Here is a 22,916-nt window from a genome sequence, read left to right as displayed (position 1 = left end):
CTTGCCCAGGACTGACCGCGCGCTGTCGGGCCAGCACGCAGGAGCGCCGCTTGCCAAGGCGCCGGCCATGAAAGCGCTTCGCAATGTGCTCGGAAAGCTGGGCCCCGGCCTCATCACCGGTGCCGCGGATGACGACCCCAGCGGCATCGCCACCTATTCGCAGGCCGGTGCTCGCTTCGGCTACGGCATGCTGTGGAGCCTCGTCTTCACGCTGCCGCTGATGACGGCGATCCAGGTCGTCAGTGCCCGCATCGGCTACGTATCCGGCCGGGGTCTGGCGGCCAACATGAAGCGAGCCTTCCCACGGCCGGTGCTGTTGGGCCTAGTGGCCCTGCTGCTGGCGGCCAATACGCTGAACATCGCGGCCGACATCGCTGCCATGGCCGCGGCCGTCAGGCTGCTGGCGGGCGGCTCGGTGCACCTGTATGCGCTGGCCTTCGGCATTGCGAGCGTGCTGATGCAGGTCTTCCTCTGCTATGACAGCTATGTGCGCTGGCTGAAGTGGCTGACGCTCGCGCTGCTGGCCTACGTGGGCGTGGTGGCCGTGCTGGGATTGGACTGGGTGGACGTGCTGCGGCGCACGCTGCATCCCCAGTTGCGCTGGGACCGCGACACGCTGCTGATGGTCGTTGCGTTGTTCGGCACGACGATCAGTCCCTACCTGTTCTTCTGGCAGGCCGGCCAGGAGGTGGAAGACCTGCGCGGCCGCACCGCCGGCAAGGCACTGTCATCGGCGCAGGTGCACGCGCATCTGCACCGCATCAAGGTCGACACGCACATCGGCATGGGGTTTTCCAACGGCATCGCCTTCTGCATCATGCTGGCGGCCGCCGCCACGCTGCACCAGGCCGGCGTGCGCGACATCGAGACGTCGGCCCAGGCGGTGCAGGCACTCAGGCCCATTGCTGGCGAACATGCGGCGCTGCTGTTCAGCCTGGGCATCATCGGCACCGGCCTGCTCGCCGTGCCGGTGCTGGCCGGCTCAGCCGGCTACGCGGTGGCGGAGGTGGCCGGCTGGCGCGACAGCCTCGACCTGAAGCTCGAGCGCGGCGAGGGCCGCGGCTTCTACGCCGTCATCGCGGTGGCGACGCTGGGCGGCGTGGCGCTGTGCTTCGCGCCGATGGACCCGGTGCGGCAACTGTTCTGGTCGGCGGTGTTCAACGGCATCACGGCCGTGCCCATCATGGCGGCGATGATGGTGCTGGCCACACGGCCCGCGGTCATGGGCCCGCACGTCATCGGCCGCAAGTTGCGGGTGCTGGGCTGGGTCGCGACGGGCGTCATGGCGCTCACGGTGTTGGCGCTGGCGATGGCCTGACGCGATGGCGGCGTCAGCACCCGCAGTGTGCCGCAGTTCACTCCGCGCATGCGCCAGCACCTGGCGGGACGAATGCAGCGTGAGACCCGCCATCGTCACCGCCACCTGCAGGTCGGGCCAGGCCTGGCCCGTCAGCGTGCCGCCGGTGGCGATCAACGCCACATTGCCCAGCGCGTCGTTGCGGCTGCACAGCCAGACGGCACGCATGTTCGCGTCGCCCCGACTGCAAGGCGGCGGGCACGGCGGCGAGGCGCATGCACTGCTGAACGAGCACATCGGCCACGCCAGTACGCGCATCGCGGCGTTGCAGGAGCTGGAGCGAGAACTGGTGGCGCTGCGATCGCGGTGTCGCGGTGATGAGCAGGCCTGCGCGATCCTGGAAGGCCTGGCCGAGCCGGGCGCCGAGCTGCCGTCAAAGAGCCACGTCGGGCACAGTCACTGAAGCAGCCAGCCCTGCTGCAGCATTGGGTCAGGCCACCCGGCAGACCTTCAGCATGTTCGTGCCGCCGGGGTAACCCATCGGCTCGCCGCAGGTGATGGCGTAGGTGTCGCCCGGCATCAGCACGCCGCGCTCGACGAGCAGCTTCTCGGCCGCAGCCAGCGCCTCGTCGCGGTCCTTGAACTCGGGCATCAGCAGCGGCTTGACGTTGCGGTACAGCGCCATGCGACGCTGGCTGACGAGCTGGCTGGTGAGACCGAAGATCGGCACGTTGATGCGGTGGCGGCTCATCCATAGCGCCGTGGAGCCCGACTCGGTCAGCGCCAGGATGGCCTTGCAGCCCAGGTGGTGGGCCGTGAACAGCGCGCCCATCGCGATGGACTGGTCGATGCGGCCGAACTGGCGGCCGGCAAAGTCGGTGTCCAGCGTGACGAACTCGGCCCGCTCGGCTTCCAGCGCGATGGCGGCCATCTGCTCGACGGTCTCGATCGGGAACTTGCCGGCGGCAGTCTCGGCGGACAGCATGACCGCGTCGGTACCGTCCAGCACTGCATTGGCCACGTCGGACACCTCGGCGCGCGTCGGCACCGGGTTGACGATCATGGACTCCATCATCTGCGTGGCCGTGATGGACACCTTGTCCAGCTCACGGGCCATCTTGATCATGCGCTTCTGCAGCGCCGGCACCGCCGCGTTGCCCACTTCCACAGCCAGGTCGCCACGGGCCACCATGATGCCGTCGCTGGCCTTCAGGATGGCTTCGAGGTGAGGAATTGCCTCGTAGCGCTCGATCTTGGCGATCATGGCCGGCTTGTGGCGCCACGGCTCACCGGCCACGTTGGCCAGCTGGCGCGCCATCTCCATGTCGGTGGCGTTCTTCGGGAAGCTGACGGCGAGGTACTCGCACTGGAAGGACATCGCGGTCTTGATGTCGTCCATGTCCTTGGCCGTCAGTGCCGGTGCCGTGAGGCCGCCGCCCTGCTTGTTGATGCCCTTGTTGTTGGACAGCTCGCCGCCCAGCTTGACGGTGGTGTGCACCTGGGCGCCGCGCACCGAGTTGACGGTGAGTACGAGCAGGCCGTCGTTGAGCAGCAGCGTGTCGCCAGGCTTCACGTCCCGCGGCAGCTCCTTGTAGTCCAGGCCCGCGATCTCCTGGTTGCCCAGCTCCGTGCGGTCGGCATCGAGGATGAAACTGGCGCCGGGAATCAGTTCGATCTTGCCACCTTCGAACTTGCCGACACGAATCTTCGGGCCCTGCAGGTCGGCCATGATGGCCACCGACTTGCCGACGCGCTCAGCCGCCGCGCGGACCATGTTGGCGCGATCGATGTGGTCCTGGGCCTTGCCATGCGAGAAGTTCAGCCGCACGACGTCGACGCCGGCGCGGATCATCTTTTCGAGCACCTCCGGCGTGTTGGAAGCAGGGCCGAGGGTGGCGACGATCTTGGTAGCGCGGGTCATGGCTTGTCTCGTGTTTCTGAGGAGGCGCGGAATTATGGGCCGCGCAACGGTCAATGAGTTTCGTCGCATTTCGGTGCAGCGGGCTTGCGCCCAGGCCCGACGGGGGCTCTACGGCCCGTCGCACCGGGCCGCGGGCCGCCACCGGGCTGCGCCGGCTTGGCGCGGGTTACGAACGGGGCACCTCATGGCGAGGCCGGCGAAGCCAGCCTGGCCGCAGCGCCGCCTGTGGGAATATGCCGGCCGACATGAACACCTCGCTGGCCGCTGCCCTCGCCGTCGTGCTGACCTGGGGCCTGAACTTTCCGCTGTCCAAGGCCTTGTTCACGCAGGTGGGCCCGGCCGGCTTCCTGGGGCTGCGCTACCTGCTGGTGCCGATGTGCGCCATGGCGCTGCTGTGCTGGCGCTTCGGCCTCCGATGGCCGCGGCTGGACCGCGCCGAGATCGGGCCGCTGGTGCGGCTGACGCTGGTGGGCCAGGGCCTGCACCTGCTGCTGGCGGCGTACGGCATGCAGGGCTCCACCGCCTTCAGCGCCAGCGTGCTGCTGGCCTGCGGCCCGGTGTTCACGCTGCTGATCCTGCGCATCAGCGGTGTCGAGCGGCTCTCACGCATCCAGGTGGCGGGTGTGGCACTGGCTGCGGCCGGCGCGCTGCTGTTCACGGCCGACAAGCTGCGCGCCGCGGACTGGCAGGCGTCGCTCGGCGACCTGACACTGCTGGCCGCCGCGGCGTTGTTCAGTTATTACACGGTGGCCAGCAAGCCGCTGATCCAGCATCACGGCGGCGTGACGGTGCTGGCCTATGGCAGCCTCGTCTGCACGGGGCCGATGCTGCTGTGGTGCGCGCCGGCGCTGGCCACGATGGACTGGGCCGCGCAACCGGCCTGGGTCTGGAGTGGCACGCTGTGGCAGGTCGCCGGCGGCGGCTTCCTCGGCTGGCTGGCCTGGGGCTGGGCCAACGAACGGCGCGGCGTGGCCCGCACCGCGCCATTGATCTACCTGATGCCGCTAGTTGCCGGGCTGGCCGCCTGGCTGTGGGGCGGCGAGCAGTTCACCGCCCCCAAGCTGCTGGGCGCCGGCGTCATCCTGGCCGGCGTCGCGCTGGCGCAGTTCAGCCCCGCGCGGCCTTCGCCTCACGCACATCGGCCACCGCCAGAGCCGTCATGTTGACGATGCGGCGCACCGTCGCCGACGGCGTCAGGATGTGCACCGGCGCGGCGGCACCGAGCAGAATGGGGCCGATGGTCACGCCCTGGCTCGCGCTGATCTTCAGCACGTTGAACAGGATGTTGGCGGCGTCCAGCGTCGGCAGCACCAGCAGGTTGGCGGCGCCGGTCAGCTTGCTGTCGGGCAGGAAGGCGTGGCGTACGCTCTCCGAGAGCGCCGCGTCGCCGTGCATCTCGCCGTCGCACTCGACCTCGGGGTGGGCCGCGGCGAACAGCTCGTGCGCGCGGCGCATCTTCAGCGCCGACGGCCGCGTGCTGGAGCCGAACATCGAGTGGCTGACGAAGGCCAGCTTGGGCGGCAGGCCGAAGCGGCGAACCTCGTCCGCCGCCATCGCGGCGATGTCGGCCAGTTCATCGGCGGTCGGGTCGTCGTTGACGAAGGTGTCGGCGATGAACAGCGTCATCGTCTCCATCATCAGCGCGTTCATCGCCGCGAACTGACGCGCACCGTCCCGCAGCCCGACGAGGTCGCGCACCTGCTCCAGGTGGCGGTCGAAGCGGCCGACCATGCCGCAGATCATCGCGTCGGCGTCACCGAGCTCGATGGCCAGCGCGCCGATGGCGGTGTTGGAGCGCCGCACGGCGGATTTGGCCATTTCCGGTGTGACGCCGTTGCGCTTCATGCGCTGGTGATAGGCCTCCCAGTACTGGCGGAAGCGCGGGTCGTCCTCGGGGTCGATGACGGCCACGTCGGCGCCCAGCTTCAGCCGCAGGCCGGCGCGCTGGATGCGCGCTTCCAGGACGGCGGGGCGGCCGATCAGCGTCGGCTTCGCGATGCCTTCGTCCAGCGCCACCTGCACCGCGCGCAGCACACGCTCGTCCTCGCCCTCGGCATAGATGACGCGCGCCGGCTCGGCCTTGGCTGCCGCGAACACCGGCCGCATGAACATGCCGGTCTGGTAGACGAAGCGCTCCAGCGACTGGCGGTAGGCGTCGAGGTCCGCCACCGGTCGCGTGGCGACGCCGTCGGCCGCCGCAGCGGCCGCGACGGCCGGCGCGATGCGCAGGATCAGCCGTGCATCGAAGGGTTTGGGGATGAGGTAGTCCGGCCCGAAGGCCAGCTCCTGGCCGGCGTAGGCGGCCGCCACTTCGTCACTCGTCTCGGCCTTCGCGAGTGCCGCGATCTCGCGCACGCAGGCCAGCTTCATGCCCTCGGTGATCTTGGTCGCACCGCAGTCCAGCGCGCCACGGAAGATGTAGGGGAAGCACAGGACGTTGTTGACCTGGTTCGGATAGTCCGAACGGCCCGTGGCGATGATGCAGTCGGGCCGCACGGCCTTGGCCAGCTCAGGGCGGATCTCTGGCTCGGGGTTGGCCAGTGCCAGGATGATGGGCTTGTCGGCCATCGTCTTGACCATGTCCGCACTCAGCACGCCGGCGGCCGAGCAGCCGAGGAAGACGTCTGCACCGGCGACCACGTCAGCCAGCGTGCGCGCGGGCGTGACCTGGCAGTAGCGCTGCTTGGATTCGTCCAGCTTGCCGGCCTTCGCGTCCTCACGCTCGCTCTGGATGACGCCGCGCGAGTCGCAGACGAAGACGTTCGCGCGCTTTACGCCCAGCCCGACCATGACGTCGAGACACGCGATCGCCGCCGCACCGGCACCGGACACGGCGACCTTCACCTTCGCGATGTCCTTGCGCACCAGCTCCAGGCCGTTCAGCAGCGCGGCCGACGAGATGATGGCCGTGCCGTGCTGGTCGTCGTGGAAGACGGGGATGTTCATCCGCTTGGACAGCTCGCGCTCGATGTAGAAGCACTCGGGCGCCTTGATGTCCTCGAGGTTGATGCCGCCCAGCGTGGGCTCCATCGCCGCGATGATGTCGACGAGCTTGTCCGGGTCGCGCTCGGCCAGCTCGATGTCGAAGACGTCGACGCCGGCGAACTTCTTGAACAGGCAGCCCTTGCCCTCCATGACCGGCTTGGCCGCCAGCGGGCCGATGTCGCCCAGGCCCAGCACGGCCGTGCCGTTGGTGATGACGCCCACCAGGTTGCCGCGCGACGTGAAGTCCGCCGCCAGCGACGGATCACGCTCGATGTCCAGGCACGGATAGGCCACGCCCGGCGAGTAGGCCAGCGACAGGTCGCGCTGGTTGCTCAGCGCCTTCGTGGGCGTGACGGAGATCTTGCCGCGCGTGGGCGCGCGGTGATAGTCCAGCGCGGCGTCGCGCAGGGCGGCTTCGGCAGGCGAAAGGGGGGCGTTGTTCTTTTCCACGGTCGCGGTCTTCCTGAGGAGGGACCGCGAGGTTACGCCGGGTTTCAGCGCCGGGCGATGCCGGATTGCTGGCTGTTCATGCAGAGAAGTATGGAGGGGCGCAGCGGCCCCTCTTCGCCACCGCTCAGCTCAGCCCGCCGCGCGCTTGCTGAGGATCTCGAAAGCCGGCAGCGTCTTGCCTTCCAGCACCTCCAGGAAGGCGCCGCCACCGGTGGAGATGTAGCCGACATCCTTCTCGATGCCGTACTTGGAGATCGCCGCGAGCGTGTCACCGCCGCCGGCGATGCTGAAGGCCACGCTCTCGGCGATGGCGCGGGCGATGGCCTCGGTGCCATGGGCGAAGGCGTCGAACTCGAACACGCCCACCGGGCCGTTCCAGACGATGGTGCCGGCGGCCTTGAGCTGCTCGGCCAGCTTGGCGGCCGTCTTGGGGCCGATGTCGAGGATCAGGTCGTCATCCTCCACCGCCGTAGCGGCCTTGACGGCGGCCGTCGCGCCAGCGGCGAACGTCTTGGCCGTCACGACATCCTCGGGGATGGGCACCTCGGCGCCGCGCGCCTTCATCGCGTCGATGACGGCCTTGGCCTGGTCCACCAGGTCCGGCTCGGCCAGCGACTTGCCGATCTTCAGGCCCGAGGCCAGCATGAAGGTGTTCGCGATGCCGCCACCGACGATGAGACCGTCCACCTTGGCCGACAGCGCTTGCAGGATCGTCAGCTTGGTCGACACCTTGGAGCCGGCGACGATGGCCACCAGAGGGCGGCGCGGGTTGGCCAGCGCCTTGGTGATGGCGTCGATCTCGGCGGCCAGCAGCGGGCCGGCGCAGGCGATCTTGGCGTATTTGGCGATGCCATACGTCGTCGCCTCGGCGCGGTGAGCCGTGCCGAAGGCGTCGTGCACGAAGATGTCGCACAGAGCGGCGAGCTTCTTCGACAGCTCGTCGTTGCACTTCTTCTCGCCCTTGTTGACGCGGCAGTTCTCCAGCAGCACCAGCTCGCCGGGAGCGACGGCCACGCCGTCCACCCAGTCGGCCTTCAGCGGCACCGGGCGGCCCAGCAGCTCGGCCATCCGAGCGGCCACGGGCGCGAGCGAATCCTCGGGCTTGAACTCACCTTCGGTCGGGCGGCCCAGGTGGGACGTCACCATGACCGCGGCGCCCGCCTCCAGCGCCATCTTGATGGCCGGCAGCGAGGCGCGGATGCGCGTGTCCTCGGTGATGTTGCCGGCGTCGTCCTGCGGCACGTTGAGGTCGGCGCGGATGAAGACGCGCTGGCCGGCCACCTTGCCGGCAGCGATCAGGTCGGAGAAGCGGATGACGTTCATGGTCGGGCGGTGAAGTTGCGTAGAAAAACTGGCGCGATTCTCGCCGGAGCTTCCGGCTGGCACGGTACCGCTTTGAAACTGCGGGGCGGCCAGCAGGCAGTGCGCTTGCCCGCGCTCGGCGCGGCCGCCGCGGGCCAGCGGGCTCACGTCACCAACCGAGGCCGAGCCGGAGCGGTAGCATCACCGCCATGCCGACGACGATGGTGCCGAGGATGCCGCGGCGCCAGAAGTAGTAGGCCGTCGCCACCAGCACCGCGGGCCAGCGCGCGTCCTGCCACGTCGTGATGACATGGCCCTGGGTCATGAAGACCTCCGGCGCGATGACGGCGACGAGCGCCGCCAGCGGCGCGACCTTCAGCAGCTCGCGCAGCCAGCCGGGCACAGGCAAGGGCCGGTCGGCGATCATGAAGAAGCCGCGCGTGACGACGGTGATGCATGCAAGGCCCACGAGGGCCAGCCAGATCAGCGGCTCACTCATGGGCCGCCTTTCGCGCATCCAGCCACCAGCCCACCGCACCGGCCGCCGCGATGGCGCACAGGATGTTGAGCTTGAGGGGCAGCGAGTAGGTGGCGATGGACACGGCGCCAGCCGTGACGGCCACCCACCACAGCGTGCGATCGGTCAGCAGCGTGAACGACACGCCCAGCAATGCGAGCACGCCGGCAAAGCCGATGCCCCACTGCGTCGGGATGCGATCGGCCAGAAGGATGCCGGTGAAGGAGCAGAACTGCCAGGTCGGCCAGTTCACGGCGACGCCGCCGAGGAAGTAGCGCCGCTGCCCCGGCGCCGGCACGGGGTCGGGCCAGCGCTTGACGAAGGTGACGAAGTTCAAGTCCGCCGCGCAGTAGGCCAGCATCAGCCGGCGCGCCCGTGGCAGGTGACCGAAGTAGTGACGCCACTGCGCGCTGAAGATGACGAAGCGCAGGTTCACGCAGAACGCCGTGGCCAGAAGCACCCAAAGCGGCGCGCCGGAGGCGATCAGCGGCAGTGCCGCCAGCTGCGCGCTGCCGGCGAACACCATCAGCGACATGCCCATGGCCAGCGGCAGGCTCAGCCCGCTCTTGACCATCGTCACCCCGGTCACCAGCCCCCACGCGGCCAGGCCCAGGGACGGCGAGGCCATGTCGCGCGCGCCTTGTCGGAAATCGGCATCGGCCGCCAGCGCACGCAGCCTCTTGAACAAACTCATACCGCCATTGTCGGCGGCGCCGAAAGACCCTCGCCCGCGGCATGCCGCAGGCAGTGCGGTCAGTTGATCCGACGCACCTTGCCGCTGCCGGCGATGGACGACGTGATCTCCGGCGAGCCGGCGTACTTCACATCGCCGCTGCCGGCAATGGACACGTTCAGGCGCTTGGCCGCGTTGACCTGGGCGTCGCCGCTGCCCGCGATGCTGACCTTGACCTCGTCGGCCACCAGCTCGGCCGCGCGCACGTCGCCGCTGCCGGCAATGGAGACCGTGGCCGAGCCGCAGCGGCCGGCCGCGACGATGTCGCCGCTGCCGCTGACCTTCATGCCCAGTCGCTCGGCGTCGAGGCCGGCGAAGTGGATGTCGCCCGAGCCGGCGATGCTGGCGTCGACGGCGCCCGTCTTCATGCTTTCCACCTTGACGGTGCCCGAGCCGGCCACGGAGACGCCTCGCAGCGCCGGCATCTCGATGGTGAAGCTCGGGTTATTGGACGCTGAGATGCTGACGCCCTTCTTCGGCTCGATCTGCAACGTGCGGCCCTTACCGCCGTCGACAACCTTGGTCTCGATGTATGGCAGCAGGTTGCGGTCGGCCTTCAGCTCGACCTTGGTGCCCTGACCCTGGCGGATCGTCACGTTGAAGCCGCCCGCCACCGAGACGGCGTCGAATGTGCCGGTGTCGCGGGCCTCGGTCGTGAGGTCGCCGTTGCCCGAGACGCGCTCTCCGCTGCTCCAGCCCCAGGTCCAGGCACTGGCGGAGCCGCACAGGCTGGCGGCGACGAGACCGAGGGCGAACAGGCGGCGGGTGCGTTGCATGGCGAGCTCCATCGAGGTTGGCGTGGAGCGCATCATCGGTGGCTTCGGCCTGACGGTGGGGCCTGGCGCGACAGCCCGCAGGATCGAGGGGCCGAAATGCAGCCCGACGCGCCTCAGTGTGCCTTGGCCTTGTCGGCCGACTTCTCCGCCGGCTTGTCGGAGGATTTGTCGGCGGACTTCTCGGCCGGCTTGACCTCGGCGTCATCCGCCGCCGGCTTGGCGCCGGGGCGCGGCACGACGGGCGCAATGCCTTCGAGCTTGTTCTCGCGCATGTACTCGTCCATCTCGCGCCAGCCGGCGTAGACCGCCGCCTTCTGCGCTTTGGGATTCAGCACGTAGCAGTCCTCGATGGCGCGCATCGCATGCCGGCAGGCGCTGCCGATGGCCTTGGCGTCGGCCTCCTTGGCGGCGGCCACCTTGACGGGGTCGTCGATGCCGAGCTGCTCGCAGGCGCTCAGTGCCATCAGCAGCGGCAGGGAAAGGAGGACAAGACGCTTCATCTGCTGAGGTATCGGCGGTTGCGGCGGCAACTTGAGGTCAGCGCCGGGCCATCGCGAGCAGTCGCGCGATGCGCTCCTCGGTCGCCGGGTGGGTGGAAAACAGGCCACGCAGGCCGCCGCCAGACAGCGGGTTCATGATCATCATCTGTGCCGTTTCGGGGTGGGCCTCAGTCGTCGCGAGCGGGATGCCCTGGGCGACACGGTGGATCTTGTCCAGCGCCGACGCCAGCGCAGCGGGGTCGCCGGAGATCTCGGCGCCGCCGCGGTCGGCCTCGAACTCGCGCGCCCGGCTAATGGCCATCTGGATCAGGCTGGCGGCCAGCGGCGCGAGGATGGCCACGGCGATGCCGGCCAGCGGGTTGGTCGGCCGGCCATGCTCGTCGCGCCCACCGAAGAACGTCGCGAAATTGGCCAGCATGGAGATCGCGCCGGCCATCGTCGCGCTGATCGTGCTCGTCAGGATGTCGCGGTTGGCAACGTGGGCCAGCTCGTGCGCCATGACGCCGCGCAGCTCGCGCTCGGACAGCAGCCGCAGGATGCCGGTGGTCGCGGCGACCGCGGCATGCTCGGGGTTGCGGCCGGTGGCGAACGCGTTGGGCGCGTCCTCGTCGATCAGGTAGACGCGCGGCATCGGCAGGCCAGCCCGCTGCGCCAGCTCGGCCACCATGCGGTGGAACTGCGGTGCGGAACCAGCGTCGACCTCGCGGGCGTTGTACATCCTCAGCACCATGTCGGCAGAGAACCAGTAGCTGAAGAAGTTCAGGCCGGCGGCCAGCAGCAACGCGATCAGCATGCCGGTGCGGCCGCCGATCATGAGGCCTACCGCCATGAACAGCGCCGTGATGGCGGCCATCAGCATGGCGGTCTTCATCAGGTTGAACATCGCACCAGCCCTCCGTTCATGGACAACGCGACACAGATGGTGCCTCACGCGCCGCATTCAAGCCGCACGACGCGGTGGCGAGGATCAGGCAGGAGGTGCCGACACGTCGAACGACTGGCCGACGCCGATGGGATGCGCGTGCATCAGCGTGGCGGCCGGCGCCCGCTTGCCACCCGGCCGCTGCAGCTCGGTCAGGCGCAAGGCGCCGCTGCCGCAGGCGACGACCGGGCCGCCCTCGTCCACCGCGATGACGTGGCCCGGCGAACCCGCGCCAATTGCTGCTTCGGCCCGCCACACCTTCAATGTCTCGCCCGCCAGCGTGGCCACGCCGCCCGGGAAGGGGTCGAAGGCGCGCAAGCGGCGCTCGATGTCGGCGGCCGGCTGGCACCAGTCGATGGCGCTTTCGGCCTTGTCGATCTTGTGGGCATAGGTGACGCCTTCGGCCGGCTGTGGCGTCTGCGGCAGGCCGCCACAGGCGGCCATTTCCAGCGCCTCGACGATGAGCCGCCCGCCGAGCGCTGCCAGCCGGTCGTGCAGCGTGGCGGTGGTGTCGTCGGCACGGATGGCCAGCCGCTCGATGACGCACATCGCGCCGGTGTCCAGGCCGGCGTCCATCTGCATGATGGTCACTCCCGTCTCGGCATCACCCGCCTCGATGGCCCGGTGGATGGGCGCCGCGCCGCGCCAGCGCGGCAGCAGCGACGCGTGGATGTTCAGGCAGCCGCGCGGCGGCAGGTCCAGCACCCACTGCGGCAGGATCAGCCCATAGGCGGCCACCACCATGACGTCGGCCTGCGCCGCCTGCAGCGCGTCGCGCGCGGCGACTGCATCGGCGGCGTACTTGCCGTCAAGCTTCAGCCCTTGCGGCTGCGCGACCGGAATGCCGGCCGCCAGCGCCCGCTGCTTCACGGCCGAGGCCTGCAGCTTCATGCCGCGACCGGCGGGCCGGTCGGGCTGGGTCAGCACGAGGGGGATGGTGAAGCCAGCCTGCAGCAACGCCTCCAGCGCGACGGCGGCGAACTCGGGCGTGCCGGCGAAAACGACTCTCATGACGCGACGCGCTTCGCAGTCAGAAGCGCTGGTTGCGCTTGCGCGCCTCGGCCTCTTCCTCGCGCGTCTTCTTGACCATCTTGGTCTTGATGCGGTCGCGCTTGAGCGGGCTGAGGTACTCGACGAAGACCTTGCCCATCAGGTGGTCCATCTCATGCTGCACGCACACCGCCAGCAGGCCGTCGGCGTCGAACTCGTAGACCTCGCCATCGCGGTTGGTGGCCCGCACCGTCACCTCGGCATGGCGCGGCACCTTGTCATAGATCTGCGGGACGGACAGGCAGCCTTCCTCGCCGTCGACCATGCGCTCGCTCGTCTTCAACAGCTCGGGGTTGATGAGCACGCGCGGCGTGTCGCGATCCTGCGAGGTGTCGATAACGATGACCCGCTCGTGCACGTCCACCTGCGTGGCGGCCAGTCCCACGCCATCGGCGGCATACATCGTCTCGAGCATGTCGTCGACGAGCTGGCGGATGCGCTCGTCCACTGCCGCCACGGGTTGGGCGACGGTATGCAGGCGTGGGTCGGGGTAGCGGAGGATGGGGAGCTGGGCCATGAAGTTGTAGGCAGGCGGCCACGGCACGGAGGTTGTAAGCACTCGCAAGCGCAGTCCAGCCGGGTTGAATACGGGCAGAATCGCGCAGATTTTCGCCGATCCGGCAATCCCCCTCGGAGACCGCGCCCGATGCCCGCTGCCCGTTTCGCCCTCACCTCGGTCCTCGCGGCCTGCCTGGCCCTTGCGGCGACCACTGTCTCAGCACAAGCCAGCCACCTGCCCGTGACGCCGGAGCAGCGCCGCGTGGCCGACCAGGTCGCCTCCGCCGGTGTGCCGTTGTCCGAACTGGCCGCCAACGCGCCCGACAGCCACACCGTCGTCGCCGGCGACACGCTGTGGGACATCTCCAAGCTGTTCCTGAAGAGCCCCTGGCGCTGGCCCGAGCTGTGGGGCATGAACCGCGACCAGGTCCGCAATCCGCACTTGATCTACCCGGGCCAGATCCTCGTCCTCGTCAAAACCGATGGCCGCGCCCGGCTGCAGTTCGGCCAGCGCGTGGGCGACGGCCCGGGCGATGTCGTCAAGCTGAAGCCGCAGATGCGCGTCTCGCCGCTGGACGCCAACCCCATCCCGGTCATCCCGCTGCATCTGATCCAGGCCTTCCTCACAGACACGGCCGTTTTCGACACCGATGCGCTGGCCACCGCGCCCCGCATCGTCGCCGCGCAGGAAGGCCATGTGCTGCTGGGCCGAAACGACCTGGCCTATGCCCGCGGCGACTTCGCCGGTGCGACGGACTTCCGCGTCTTCCGCACGTCGCGCCCGCTGCGCGATCCGACGACGAACGAGATCCTCGGCTACGAGGCCCCGTACGTCGGCACCGCCGACCTGATCCGCCCGGGCGAGGACCGCAGAACCGCCGACGGCAAGACCGAGATCGTGCCGGCCACGCTGCAGATCCGGGATGTCAAGCAGGAAGTGGGCATCGGCGACCGGCTGGCGCCGGCGCCCCAGCGCGACCTGGAGCGCTATGTGCCGCACGCGCCGGATAAGCCGCTCGCGGGTCAAATCGCGGCTTTGTACGGTGACGCACTGAATGCCGGCCAGAACCAGATCGTCGCGCTGAACCGCGGCAAGCGCGACGGCGTCGAGCGCGGCCATGTCTTCGCGCTCTGGCGCGATGGCGATGCCAAGATCGACAAGACACAGGAGCGCCCGCAGGCCATCAAGCTGCCGGACGAGCGTCATGGCATCCTGTTCGTCTTCGAGGTCTACGAGCGGGTGTCGTACGCGCTCATCATCTCCGTCAAGGAACCGGTCAAGCCGGGCGACCGCTTCACCCAGCCCTGACGCAGCGGCCCGTGCGCCGCTGAATACGAGCGGATCGCCCACGCTTGAAAGCCCCGAACTGGCCACTTAATTGCGGCTGACCAAAAGTCTCGGCCCGGCGGCCGCACGCCGCGTGCTGGCCATGGCGGGCAGGCTGGAGGCCTTCTTCGAACTGCCCGCCCCGGCACTGGAGCAAGCTCTGCCACCCAAATCCGCGCGAGGCGCTGCCCCACGCCCGAGCACCTACCCGAGCTGATCGCCAAGGCCGAAGCGTGGCTGGCCGAACCCGGGCATCGGATGCTAGCGATCGGCGACGCCAACTACCCGCATCAGCTGCCGGCAGCGGCCGAGCCACCGCGGCTGCTGTAGCTGGACGGTCGGCGCGGACTGCTCGCCACGCCCTCGCTGGCCGTCGTGGGCAAGGGGCAGGACCAGGTCTACCCCAGGCGCAACGCCGCCTGTCCGCCCGGTCGCTGTGTTCCGGCGCGCTCATTGTTAGCCAGTACTCACTGAGCACACCGGTCATGCAGGTCAACTTCCCGCGCCTCAACCGCATCATCGCCGGCAGGAGCGAAGGCTGACTCTTCGTCGACGCAGCGGTGCCGTCGGGCTCGCTGATCACGGCCGGCTCGCGGCAGAGGCCGGCGCGTGGTTTTCGCAATTCCTGGGTGCAGACGCGCGGCTGTCATGCGCCGATCCGCCATTGCACCAAGCTCGTCGAGTCGGCCGAGGACGTGCTGGAGGATCTGCCGCCGCTGGGCGCGAAGCCGATGGCCACACCGGAGGTCGAGGAACCGCCCCAGCAACATCAGGCGATGCTGGATGCAAGGGGGTTCGACCCGGTGAGCCATCATGCGCTGATGGTCCGTGGCGGCTGACCCGCCGTTGAGCTGAGCGGGGCGCTGCTGGAGCAGGAACTGGACGGCCAGTTGGCTCGACCGGCCGGGCAGCCGTTCCACCGCCGCCGGCCAGCATAGCAAGCTTGGTGACGGCAAGAGAGACCGATCCGGGGGGGTTATTTGCCTGCAGGCCGGCGAAACCCCTGGGCTATCATCCCCTCACCATGTTCGATGTCCTGGTTTATCTCTACGAGACCTACTGGCGCCCGGACGCCTGCCCGGACCACGCGCAACTGACCCGCAAGCTGACGGCCGTCGGCTTCGAGGACGACGAGATCCAGGAAGCCCTGCACTGGCTTGAGGGACTGGCTGCAGCCGGCGACGCCTACCACGGCGAGCAGAGCGCGCATGCGCTGCGCGTCTACTCGGCAGCCGAGATCGAACACCTGGGCGAAGCCTCCATCGGCTTCGTCAGCTTCCTTGAATCCGCGGGCGTGCTGCCCGGCCCGATGCGCGAGATGGTCATCGACCGCGCCATGGCCATCCCCGGCGCGCCGATGGACCTGGAAGACCTGAAGATCATCGTGCTGATGGTGTTCTGGAGCCTGGGCGAGGAGCCCGACGCGCTCATCCTCGACGAGTTGTTCGTCGCGCCGGAAGAACGGCTGATTCACTGATTCCTGCAGTTCGCAGTTCAAACGGCGCCGAGGGCGCCGTTTTCATTTCATCCAGCGACTGCCGTGGAACCGGCCTTGCCAGGCACAAACAGGGGCACGCGCCAGCGCGCAGGTGGCAGTCCTATTTCAGCAGTTGGCTCGGGTCGGCATCCAGCTTGGCCAGCGCCTTGCGCGTGGCGCGCACGGTGAGCGCCTCGTCCTGCGCCGGCAGCAGCAGCCCGGCCTGCAGGAACGCCGCCATGCGGTTCAGCGAGAACAGCACACCGCGGCCCTTGGGCGTGACGAACAGCGCCAGCTGCTTGCGCAGCCCGCGCCAGGCCAGCTGCACCTGCTCGTTGCGGCCGCGGTAGTCCAGCATGAACCAGCCGCCGACCTGCAGCTCGCGAGCCCAGGCGACCATGGCCGGCGTCGGCGCCGAGCCGCCCTCGGCGACGACTTCCATGCCGTCGGACTCGTGGCCGGACAGGTCGCGCACCAGCATTTCGTCGACGCTGCCCTCGCCTTCCAGCTCCTCGGGCAGCATGGCTTCCAGCGTCTCCAGCTGATCCATCAGCTCGTCCAGGCGCTCGCGCGGGATGGCAGCCGTCTTGGCCGTGAAGGCCGCCGCCAGCGCGTTGTTCAGCTGGCGCACATGCTCGTCCTGCTTCTCTACGGCCAGGCCGGCATGGCTCATGCCGTCGCGCAGTGTCTTCAGCAGCGGAGGCAGGCGGCGGATGACCTCGGCGCGATCCTCGCGCGAGGACTTGGCGCTGGCGCTCCAGATCAGGTCGGCGGCGGCGCGCTTCATGGCCTTGGTGACTTCGGCCTGGGCGCCAGAGCGCACGGCCGTGACGGCCAGCACATCGGCCCAGACATGGAACAGGAAGTCGCGCACGCCGTCCTGCACCGGTACCTCGGACAGCATCTTGCGCAGCTCGATGGTGTACTGGATGGCCAGCGTCTCGCGCTGCTCGACCTGCTGGGCCAGCGACACGCCGCGCTTGGAGGCCTGGTTCTCGTTCTCGAAGTAGTGGTCGAGGAACTTCTCGAACTCGGTCAGCACCGTGGCGAAGACGCGGCGACCGGTGTCCGGATAAGCCTCGACGACCTGCACGACGCGCTTGATCTCGCGCTCCAGCGCATCGCTGCTGCCCGGGCCGGTGTTCTGCGCCGTGTTGAAGCCCATCACACAGGCGCCCATGCGGTCGATGAGGCGGCGGGCCGGGTGATCGGCGGCGGCGAAGAAGTCGGGCTCGGAAACGGCCACGCGCAGCACCGGCATCTGCAGCCGCGCGAACCAGACGCGCACGGTGGCCGGAATGCGCTCTTCGGTCAGGATGCTCTGGAACAACATCGCAACGATCTCGATCGTCGCGCGCTCGGCCGGCGTGCTGGCTGCCTGCTTGAGAACCTGCTTGAAGGCCTGGTTGCGCGCGCCGATCTCTTCCAGTTGCCGGGGCGCGCTCTGGCCGCCGAGGTCGGCAAGTCCGCCTCCACTGCTGGCCGGCGCGGCGCCCGGGCGTCGCTGGAATGATTCCTGCGCATGCTTGATCGCGCCCATCAGCCGCGGCGATGCCGGCATGGCCGGGGGCGCATCGGCCAGCGCGGGCCGGGCGCCGACCGACGGGCCCGACAGCTCGCCGCCCGCACCGGCCAGGGCATTGCCCGCCACACCGCCGGTGCCCCCCGTGCCGCCCAGGCCTCCGAGCGCGGCCAGGCTGGGCCGGCCGCTGCCGGGCCGCGCCGGCGACTGGCTCTTGCTGACCGGGAAGCCGGGCACATGGCGCGCGAGCACGCGCTGCAGCTGCGCCATGACCTCGTCCGCCTGCGAACTGGCCCGGCTGCGCGGCAGCTCGCCGCTGCCGGACGGCTGCGTCAGCGGAGCCACGCCGGAGGCCACCGTCGACGAGGCGGGACTTACGGGCGTGGGGGCGGCCACGGGCACGCTGACCGCCGCCGTCGCCTCGCGCGCCGCCTGCGCCGTGCGGCGGATGAAGGGCCGCAGATCGACCTCGGGCAGCACCTTCTGCGCAATCAACCAGCGGTTGGTCTCGTGATAGGCCTCGCTGATGAGCTGCGCGAACTCCTCGTGCAGCTCGTGATGCAGCAGCTGCCACACCTCGGCACCCAGGCCGACGCGCGTCCAGGCGTCCAGTGCGATGCGGGCCACGACGTGGGCACGCAGCAGATCCAGCGGCTCCAGGTCATCGTGCGCCTCCAGCGCCTGCATGCGGGTGCGCAGATCGGTGAACTCCCAGGTGGCGCGGTCCATCATGACCAGCGCCAAGCGCGAGCTGGTGATCTCGCGCTCGATGGTCGAGTCGTCGACCAGCGTCATCTTCTGCGACGCCGCCGTAGCGGTGGAGTCCAGGTCGCGGCCGGTGTCGGCCACGCCGTGGAGGGCCGCGTGGCGCAGCGCACCGACGACGGCCATCTGCCAGTTGGGGCCGATCTTCTGCCAGGCCTGCACCGCGTCGCGGCGGGCCAGCATCACCGAGTGGGGCGCCCCCTGGGACAGCAGCTGCGTGGCACCCTGGCCGATGGCGGCGACCAGCGGCGTCATGCCGCGCACGAGCGCTTCCAGGTAGACGCGCCGTGCCTGCGTGGCCAGGGCCTGGTTGCGGGCGGCGGTCATGGGGGCGGGTGGGCTCGGCGCTTCAGGGGTGGAGGTTGCGGACCACTCTACACGACGGCCCCGGCGTTCGGGTCGCTGGGGTCGTCCCGATTCGCCGCGGCCTTCACCAGGTCCTCACGCTTGACGCCGAGCCACATCGCGATGGCTGCAGCGACGAACACGGAGGAGTAGATGCCGAACAGGATGCCGATGGTCAGCGCGACGGCGAAGTAGTGCAGCGTCGGGCCGCCGAACAGCAGCATGGAGATCACCATCAGCTGCGTGCAGCCGTGGGTGATGATGGTGCGGCTCATCGTCGACGTGATCGCGTGATCGATGACCTCGTGCGTGTTCATCTTGCGAAACTTGCGGAAGGCCTCGCGCACCCGGTCGAAGATGACGACGGACTCGTTCACCGAGTAGCCCAGCACCGCCAGGATGGCCGCCAACACCGCCAGCGAGAACTCCCACTGGAAGAAGGCGAAGAAGCCCAGGATGATCACCACGTCGTGCAGGTTAGCAATGATGCCGGCGATCGCGAACTTCCATTCGAAGCGGATGGCCAGGTAGATCATGATGCCGATCACCGTGGCGGCGAGCGCGTAGGCAGCGTCCTGCGCCAGCTCGGCGCCGACTGCCGGTCCGACGACTTCCGAGCGCGACAGCTTCAACGGCTCGGCGCCGTCCGCCGTCTTGCAGATCTGCTTGCTGATCTGCTCGCCCTGCGGCGTGATCTCTTGGTGCTCGCTGACCGTGCCAGCTTCGGCCTTGCACAGCTCGGTCAACACCTTGCCGACGACCTCGGTTTGCTTCTCGCCGGCGCGCACCGGCAGGCGGATCATCACGTCGCGCGAGGAGCCGAAGTTCTGCACTTGCACTTCGCCGTAGCCCATCTTCTCGACGACCTGGCGCGTCTTCTCGATCTCGGCGGCCTGCGGGTAGGCCACCTCGATGACGGTGCCACCGGTGAACTCGATGGAAAAGTGCAGGCCGCGCGTGACCAGGAAGAAGACGGCGGCCGCGAACGTGATGAAGGAAATGGCGTTGAAGATCAACGCATGCTTCATCAGCGGCAGGTCGCGCTTGATGCGAAAGAGTTCCATGTCGTTGTCTCGTTAAACCTTGGCAGCCACGTCGGTGGCCTCGGCGGCATCGGGTTGGGGCTTCCACACCTGTCCGATGGACACGCTCTTGAGCTTCTTCTGCCGGCCATACCAGAGGTTCACGAGGCCACGTGAAAACACGACGGACGAGAACATCGACGTCAGGATGCCGAGGCAGTGCACGACGGCGAAACCCTTGATCGGGCCCGAGCCGAACACCAGCAGCGCGACGCCGGCGATCAGCGTCGTCACGTTGGAGTCCAGGATGGTGGCCCAGGCGCGCTCGTAGCCGAGGTGGATGGCCTGCTGCGGCGACGCACCGCCGCGCAGCTCCTCGCGCACGCGCTCGTTGATCAGCACGTTGGAGTCGATGGCCATGCCCAGCACCAGCGCGATGGCGGCGATGCCCGGCAGCGACAGCGTGGCCTGCATCAGCGACAGCGCGGCAATCAGCAGCAGCAGGTTGAATCCCAGCGCCAGCGACGAGAAGACGCCGAACAGCAGGTAGTAGATGCACATGAACACCGCAACGGCGGCAAAGCCCCAGGTAACGGAGGCGATGCCCTTCTCGATGTTCTCCTTGCCCAGGCTCGGGCCGATCGTGCGCTCCTCGATGATCTCCATCGGTGCGGCCAGCGAGCCGGCGCGCAGCAACAGCGCAGTGTCGGCGGCTTCCTGCGTGTTCATCGAGCCGCTGATCTGGAACCGGTTGCCCAGCTCCGAGTTGATCTTGGGCGCCGTGACGACCTCGCCCTTGCCCTTCTCGAAGATCAGGATGGCCATGCGCTTGCCGATGTTCTCGCGCGAGGTCTCCTTCATGATCCGCGCGCCCTTGGCGTCGACGGTCAGGTGCACGGCAGGGTTGTGGTTCTCGTCGAAGCCAGGCTGGGCATCGTTGAGGTTGTCGCCGGTCAGGATGACCTGACGCTTGACGATGATGGGGCCGAAGCCGCGGTCGATGAAGCGCTCGGTGCCGAACGGCACGGGGCCGTTGCCCTTCAACGCCTCCAGCGCCTCGGCACTGTCGTCCACCATGCGAAGCTCCAGCGTGGCGGTGCGGCCGATGATGTCCTTGGCCTTGGCGGTGTCCTGCACGCCGGGCAGCTGCACGACGACGCGATCCAGCCCCTGCTGCTGGATGACCGGCTCGGCCACGCCCAGCTCGTTGACGCGGTTGTGCAGCGTCGTGATGTTCTGCTTGATGGCGGCGTCCTGAACGCTCACCTGGGCCTGCGGGCTCAGCGCGCCGGCGATACCGCCGTCGGCCTGTGGCGTCCAGGTGACGTCGGGCAGCTGGCTCTTGAGCACAGGCAGCGCTGCCGTGCGCTGCTCGGCATCGCGGAAGGCGATGAGCACCGTGTTGCCATCGCGCGTGATGCCGCTGTGGCGGATGCTCTTCTCTCGCAGCAGGCTGCGCACATCGCCGGTCAGCGCCTCGGCCTTCTTCGTCAGGGCCGCCTTCATGTCGACCTGCATCAGGAAGTGCACGCCGCCGCGCAGGTCCAGGCCCAGATACATCGGGTTGGCATGCAGCGCGGTCAGCCACTGCGGCGAGCGCGACAGCAGGTTCAACGCGACGATGTAGGTCGGCTCGTTGGGGTCGGCGTTAAGCGCCTTGTTGATGGCATCCTTGGCCTTGAGCTGCGTGTCGGTGTCACCAAAGCGGGCCTTGATGGAGCTGCCGTCGAACTGCACATAGTCCGCCTGGACGCCGGCACTCTTCAGCGCGGCCTCGATGCGTTCCTGCACCGACGTGTCAACCTTGACGGTGACCTTGGCCGACGACACCTGCACAGCCGGCGCCTCGCCGAAGAGGTTGGGCAGCGTGTAGAGGGCGCCGATCAGCAACGCGACGAGCAGGATCGCGTACTTCCAGAGCGGATAGCGGTTCATGGGAGATTCCTTGTCGGCGCCGCGGGCGGTCGGCCGGAGGTGGCGCCGGGCCGGGTTACTTCAAGCTGCCCTTAGGGAGAACCTGGGTGATGGCGCCGCGCTGCACCTGCAGCTCCACGCCATTGGCCACCTCGAGGTGCACGAAACTGTCACCCAGTTTGCTGATCTTGCCGATGACGCCGCCGGCCGTGACGACCTCGTCGCCCTTGGCCAGCGCCTCGATCATCGCCTTCGCTTCCTTCTGGCGCTTCATCTGCGGCCGGATCATGACGAAGTACAGCACGACGAACATCAGCACCAGCGGCAGCATGCCGAGGAGACCGGACTCGGGGCTGGCGGCGGCGGGAGCGGCCTGGGCGTAGGCGTTGGAGATGAACACGTTGAATTCCTTGGGAAAGTGGCAGCTTGGGCCGCCGCAAAGCAACCTTGAATTCTAGTGGGCTGCCGGCGGGCTCTCCTGATAATGCCCTCGCCCATGCCACCCAAGCCCCCGGACCTCGCCGCCCTGCGCCGCCACGCCGTGGCGCGCAGCCTGTTCGCGCCCACGACGCTAGTGAACGCGGTCGAGCGGCTGGGCGGCTTCGTGCAGGCCGACCCGCTGCGTGCGCCGGCCCGCGCCCAGGACCTGACGCTGCGCCACCGTGTCAAGGGCTACCGCGCCGGTGACCTGGAGCGCCGCTACCCCCGCCTGCCGCTGCAGGAGGACTTCTTCATCAACTACGGCTTCGTCACGCCAGGGCTGCGCGCGCTGATGCATCCGCGCTCCGCACGCCGCGTGTGGGACGACGCCCGCTGGATTCTGGCGCACACCGTGCTGGCCGAAGTCGAGCGCCTGGGCGAGGCCCACCCGGCCGACGTGGACGCCGCGCTGGGCCACGGCGCCGTGAAGAACTGGTTCGGCGGCAACAGCCGGCTCACGACCGAACTGCTGGACGGCCTGCACTACCGCGGCCACCTGAACGTCGTGCGACGCGACAGCGGCACGCGCATCTACCGCCTCGCGCCCCCCTGGGAGCCGCACCCCGACCCGCAGGCCGCGATGGACGCGATGGCCGACGCGCTGGTGCAGAAATACGCGCCGCTGCCGGCGGGCAGCTTGTCCACGCTGATCAGCATGCTGTTCTTCGCCGCTCATCAATGGGCCGACCTGCGCAAGCCGACACTGGCGCGCGCGAAGGCGCGGCTGGCGCATGCCAAGGTCGACGGCACCGACTGGTACTGGCCCGCGGCCGAAGACCCGACGCGTGGCTGGCGCGTGCCAAGCCAGGTGCGGCTGCTGGCGCCCTTCGATCCGGTCGTGTGGGACCGACGTCGCTTCGAACTGCTCTGGGGCTGGGCCTACCGCTTCGAGGCCTACACGCCGGCGGCCCAACGCGTGCGCGGGCACTACGCTCTACCGCTGCTGTGGCGCGACGAGGTCATCGGCTGGGCCAATGCCAGCGTGAAGGGCGGCGCGCTGAAGGTGGAGTGCGGCTACGTCACCGGCCGCGCGCCGCGGGATGCCGGTTTCAAGGCGGCGCTTGAGGACGAGGTCCAGCGGTTGGGTGTCTTTTTGGGGTTGGGGGACTGAGC

At 68.9% G+C, this 22,916-nt stretch carries 21 protein-coding genes; 7 read left to right on the top strand and 14 right to left on the bottom strand.

The window, feature by feature from the left end:
- The first annotated feature begins 67 nt into the window (after positions 1–67).
- Positions 68–1,318 carry an NRAMP family divalent metal transporter gene (locus tag LXT13_RS06405; RefSeq protein WP_233370915.1) on the top strand — a complete coding sequence of 417 codons (1,251 nt, stop codon included), beginning with the start codon at positions 68–70 and terminating at the stop codon, positions 1,316–1,318.
- Positions 1,319–1,397: 79 nt separating this feature from the next.
- Positions 1,398–1,760: a MerR family transcriptional regulator gene (locus tag LXT13_RS28775; protein ID WP_349254823.1), complete on the top strand. Its 363-nt coding sequence runs from the start codon at positions 1,398–1,400 to the stop codon at positions 1,758–1,760.
- 27 nt (positions 1,761–1,787) lie between these two features.
- Here the strand turns inward: LXT13_RS28775 and pyk are convergent, their stop codons facing one another.
- Positions 1,788–3,218 carry a pyruvate kinase gene (gene pyk, locus LXT13_RS06390; RefSeq protein ID WP_233370913.1) on the bottom strand — a complete coding sequence of 477 codons (1,431 nt, stop codon included), beginning with the start codon at positions 3,216–3,218 and terminating at the stop codon, positions 1,788–1,790.
- A gap of 245 nt (positions 3,219–3,463) precedes the next feature.
- Between pyk and LXT13_RS06385 the strand changes: the two genes are divergently transcribed.
- The gene (locus LXT13_RS06385) at positions 3,464–4,384 is read left to right on the top strand and encodes a DMT family transporter (RefSeq protein ID WP_233370911.1); all 921 of its coding nucleotides are present in this window, start codon (positions 3,464–3,466) and stop codon (positions 4,382–4,384) included.
- On the opposite strand, the gene LXT13_RS06380 is transcribed toward LXT13_RS06385, so the two are convergent.
- From LXT13_RS06380 to def, 9 genes are all read right to left on the bottom strand, one after another.
- Positions 4,326–6,653, bottom strand: coding sequence for an NADP-dependent malic enzyme (locus LXT13_RS06380; protein WP_233370909.1), 2,328 nt, complete (start codon positions 6,651–6,653; stop codon positions 4,326–4,328). The two genes, LXT13_RS06385 and LXT13_RS06380, sit on opposite strands and share 59 nt — an antisense overlap.
- Before the next feature lie 129 nt (positions 6,654–6,782).
- On the bottom strand, positions 6,783–7,976 hold the full coding sequence (locus tag LXT13_RS06375) for a phosphoglycerate kinase (protein ID WP_233370907.1): 1,194 nt from the start codon (positions 7,974–7,976) through the stop codon (positions 6,783–6,785).
- A gap of 148 nt (positions 7,977–8,124) precedes the next feature.
- A complete protein-coding gene (locus LXT13_RS06370) occupies positions 8,125–8,454 on the bottom strand; it encodes an AzlD domain-containing protein (protein WP_233370906.1) in 330 nt (109 codons plus the stop codon).
- Positions 8,447–9,166, bottom strand: coding sequence for an AzlC family ABC transporter permease (locus LXT13_RS06365; RefSeq protein ID WP_233370904.1), 720 nt, complete (start codon positions 9,164–9,166; stop codon positions 8,447–8,449). Before LXT13_RS06365 ends, LXT13_RS06370 begins: the two co-directional genes overlap by 8 nt.
- Positions 9,167–9,225: 59 nt before the next feature.
- Entirely contained in the window at positions 9,226–9,981 is a 756-nt protein-coding gene (locus LXT13_RS06360) for a head GIN domain-containing protein (RefSeq protein ID WP_233370903.1), read from the bottom strand.
- A gap of 113 nt (positions 9,982–10,094) precedes the next feature.
- The gene (locus tag LXT13_RS06355) at positions 10,095–10,481 is read right to left on the bottom strand and encodes a hypothetical protein (RefSeq protein WP_233370902.1); all 387 of its coding nucleotides are present in this window, start codon (positions 10,479–10,481) and stop codon (positions 10,095–10,097) included.
- A gap of 37 nt (positions 10,482–10,518) precedes the next feature.
- Complete coding sequence (gene htpX, locus LXT13_RS06350; RefSeq protein WP_233370900.1) at positions 10,519–11,364, bottom strand: zinc metalloprotease HtpX; 846 nt, start codon at positions 11,362–11,364, stop codon at positions 10,519–10,521.
- Between the two features lie 84 nt (positions 11,365–11,448).
- On the bottom strand, positions 11,449–12,414 hold the full coding sequence (fmt, locus tag LXT13_RS06345; protein ID WP_233370898.1) for a methionyl-tRNA formyltransferase: 966 nt from the start codon (positions 12,412–12,414) through the stop codon (positions 11,449–11,451).
- Positions 12,415–12,433: 19 nt separating this feature from the next.
- Entirely contained in the window at positions 12,434–12,970 is a 537-nt protein-coding gene (gene def / locus LXT13_RS06340) for a peptide deformylase (RefSeq protein ID WP_233370897.1), read from the bottom strand.
- Positions 12,971–13,099: 129 nt separating this feature from the next.
- Between def and LXT13_RS06335 the strand changes: the two genes are divergently transcribed.
- The 3 genes from LXT13_RS06335 to LXT13_RS06325 all read left to right on the top strand — a co-directional run bounded on the left by LXT13_RS06335 (position 13,100) and on the right by LXT13_RS06325 (position 15,755).
- Positions 13,100–14,260 carry a LysM peptidoglycan-binding domain-containing protein gene (locus LXT13_RS06335; RefSeq protein ID WP_233370895.1) on the top strand — a complete coding sequence of 387 codons (1,161 nt, stop codon included), beginning with the start codon at positions 13,100–13,102 and terminating at the stop codon, positions 14,258–14,260.
- A 647-nt stretch (positions 14,261–14,907) separates the two neighbouring features.
- Positions 14,908–15,117, top strand: coding sequence for a hypothetical protein (locus tag LXT13_RS06330; protein WP_233370894.1), 210 nt, complete (start codon positions 14,908–14,910; stop codon positions 15,115–15,117).
- 185 nt (positions 15,118–15,302) lie between these two features.
- Positions 15,303–15,755 carry a Smg family protein gene (locus LXT13_RS06325; RefSeq protein ID WP_233370892.1) on the top strand — a complete coding sequence of 151 codons (453 nt, stop codon included), beginning with the start codon at positions 15,303–15,305 and terminating at the stop codon, positions 15,753–15,755.
- Between the two features lie 121 nt (positions 15,756–15,876).
- Here the strand turns inward: LXT13_RS06325 and LXT13_RS06320 are convergent, their stop codons facing one another.
- From LXT13_RS06320 to yajC, 4 genes are read right to left on the bottom strand one after another with little or no spacing between them, the layout of a single operon-like run.
- The gene (locus LXT13_RS06320; RefSeq protein WP_233370891.1) at positions 15,877–18,369 is read right to left on the bottom strand and encodes a DUF1631 family protein; all 2,493 of its coding nucleotides are present in this window, start codon (positions 18,367–18,369) and stop codon (positions 15,877–15,879) included.
- Between the two features lie 47 nt (positions 18,370–18,416).
- On the bottom strand, positions 18,417–19,451 hold the full coding sequence (gene secF / locus LXT13_RS06315; RefSeq protein ID WP_233370890.1) for a protein translocase subunit SecF: 1,035 nt from the start codon (positions 19,449–19,451) through the stop codon (positions 18,417–18,419).
- Positions 19,452–19,463: 12 nt separating this feature from the next.
- Positions 19,464–21,344, bottom strand: coding sequence for a protein translocase subunit SecD (gene secD, locus LXT13_RS06310; RefSeq protein ID WP_233370889.1), 1,881 nt, complete (start codon positions 21,342–21,344; stop codon positions 19,464–19,466).
- A 55-nt stretch (positions 21,345–21,399) separates the two neighbouring features.
- Positions 21,400–21,723 carry a preprotein translocase subunit YajC gene (gene yajC, locus LXT13_RS06305; protein ID WP_233370887.1) on the bottom strand — a complete coding sequence of 108 codons (324 nt, stop codon included), beginning with the start codon at positions 21,721–21,723 and terminating at the stop codon, positions 21,400–21,402.
- A 96-nt stretch (positions 21,724–21,819) separates the two neighbouring features.
- Here yajC and LXT13_RS06300 point away from each other — a divergent pair, with 96 nt between their 5' ends.
- The gene (locus tag LXT13_RS06300; RefSeq protein ID WP_233370885.1) at positions 21,820–22,914 is read left to right on the top strand and encodes a DNA glycosylase AlkZ-like family protein; all 1,095 of its coding nucleotides are present in this window, start codon (positions 21,820–21,822) and stop codon (positions 22,912–22,914) included.
- Positions 22,915–22,916: the final 2 nt, after the last annotated feature.

Source organism: Pelomonas cellulosilytica, from assembly GCF_021353265.1.
Lineage (GTDB): Bacteria > Pseudomonadota > Gammaproteobacteria > Burkholderiales > Burkholderiaceae_C > Pelomonas > Pelomonas cellulosilytica.
The sequence above is the reverse complement of the archived record's forward strand: the minus strand, read 5'-3'. Positions and strand labels throughout refer to the sequence as shown.